2 protein-coding genes are annotated in these 1,982 nt (G+C 61.0%); both read right to left on the reverse strand.

Annotated elements, in window-relative coordinates; all coding sequences use genetic code 11:
- Positions 1-432, reverse strand: a 432-nt coding sequence (locus Q2941_RS51470; protein ID WP_458197520.1) for an ATP-binding protein, incomplete at its 3' end; no start/stop codon positions are given.
- 89 nt (positions 433-521) lie between these two features.
- On the reverse strand, positions 522-1,298 hold the full coding sequence (locus Q2941_RS51475) for a Mu transposase domain-containing protein (RefSeq protein WP_458197521.1): 777 nt from the start codon (positions 1,296-1,298) through the stop codon (positions 522-524).
- Between the last annotated feature and the right edge of the window lie 684 nt (positions 1,299-1,982).

Below are 1,982 nucleotides of genomic sequence, written 5' to 3' on the forward strand. Positions count from 1 at the left end.
GGTGCGATAATCGACATTCTCGATGGTGGCGGCTTGACGTAGCTTGGCATTGGCCAAGCGACGTATGAGGCGGCGGTGGTCGCGGGAGGTGACTTCACGACCGACAAGGAGACCGAGCCAATCGGGGTGCGGCATCTCGGCGGCCTCGGGATTGTTCTGCAGCTCGATGAGGGTGTCCGCCATGGCAGTGAGGCCGAGTGCGTGCAGGCGCTCGACGGTCGGACGAATAAGCACGATGATCTCCTGATCAGTTGTAGTAACCGCGGCCGCGGATGTTGGCGTGGAAGAGGATGGGCGCCTCCCGGCGGGAGGACCGGATTTGTCGGTGGCATTCTTCAGGATAGCTGCTACCGACTTGTAGGAACGGGCATTGATCAGCAGTGCACGAGCGCAGGCGGCGCCGACGCGTTCCTGACCATAGCGCTTGACCAACCCGAGAATGCCGATAGCCGAGCGGAAGCCCTATTCCGGATGCGACCGCGACCGCAGGATGACGTGGATCAGCGTCTCGGCGTCGGGGCCTACCTTGGCGGCTTCGGCGCGAATGCGCTCATGGGTCCAGTCGCGGTAGCGGCGATGCGAGCTCGGCATATGCTCGGCGATCGTCGTTGGGCGATACGGCAGAATGCTGCGCAGATGCGAGGCGACGCGCTTGCCCCGCAGGAAAATCTCGATCGTTTGCGCGGTGATCCCGCCTCGACCTCCTCATGCACGAGGTTATGGGGAACACTGTAATAATGCTGGGCGATCTCGACAAGATAGTCGAGGTTCACCCGGCAGCGCTTCCACTCCGCGTTCTCGTAGGGTTCGTCCGGCAAGGGGATCAGGGCCGGACGCTCGAGCTCCTCGAACAGCTCACGCCGACTTCGTCCCCAGATCCGGAGCGGTCGGTTGTTGAGATCGACGAGAAGCGGGCGGATCGCCTCGTTGAGGGCGGCAAGCGACGGCGGTTGCGTAGGCGCGCCAGAATCCATCGCCCGACGATTTGGATACCTCGCGCGGACGATACGGGCGCGCCGGGACGATGGCGGTGCGCTAATGGCGGGCGAGATCGGCATAGGTCCGGTTGACCATCGGCTCATGAAAGCAGACCCGGTGATGCCGGCCTTCAGATTGTCGCTCACGGTTTGTCGGGCGGCGCCGCCGAAATAGGAAAACGCGCGGACGTGTGAGGCGATCCAGTCCGGCAAGCTCTGGCTGGAGCTGGCCTCGGCATAGGTATAGTTCGAAGCGCCGAGCACAGCGACGAAGATCTGCGCGGTGCGCACCTCGCCGGTCGTCCCCTCGACCACCTGCACGGTGTGGCCCGAATAGCCGACGAAGAGCTTCTCGCCGGCGACGTGAACCTCGCGCAGGGTCGGCTTGAGGCGACCGACTCATTCCTTGTAGCGTTCGCAGAACCGGCTAATATGTTCACGATTACATATTAGCCGTTATGTTGCGGCCAGATTTATGTTGTGCAAGGAGCAATAGGCGGGGAGTCTGAGCACTGTGGGCATTGTTCACGCAACGCAATTCGACATCTGAGCAGCGAACCATTTGTCCAATGGAGGCTCGCTATGGATCAGACGATTTATTCCATCCCCTTGACCTTGCCCCACCGATGACGCGCCATTCACCGACGAGCGGTACCGTTACCTTTGCCACTTTGCAGAAGCCGGCGCGACCGCAGCTTCTCTCAGAATCAAGCGGAACGAGCTGTTGCGGATTGCTCCATATCTCGGTCCAGATGCTTCGGGGGGCATCGATATTGACGCGCTCCAACGGATCGCGACCGAGCTCTGCGCCTGACGGGGACTGTCACCGCAGCACGAATAGTGGTCGACATCGGACGACCTTGGTTTCGATTTCTCAGTTGGTGGCGTGAACCAACGTCGTGTTTCAGTACCAGAGCCAACTCGAACAGTATATGACATGGATGCGCAATGAGCGCGGTTTTACGCCATCGACGGTGGAGCAGTGGAGACGGATGATCGGTAGGT

The sequence above is a fragment of the Bradyrhizobium sp. UFLA05-153 genome, from assembly GCF_054185185.1.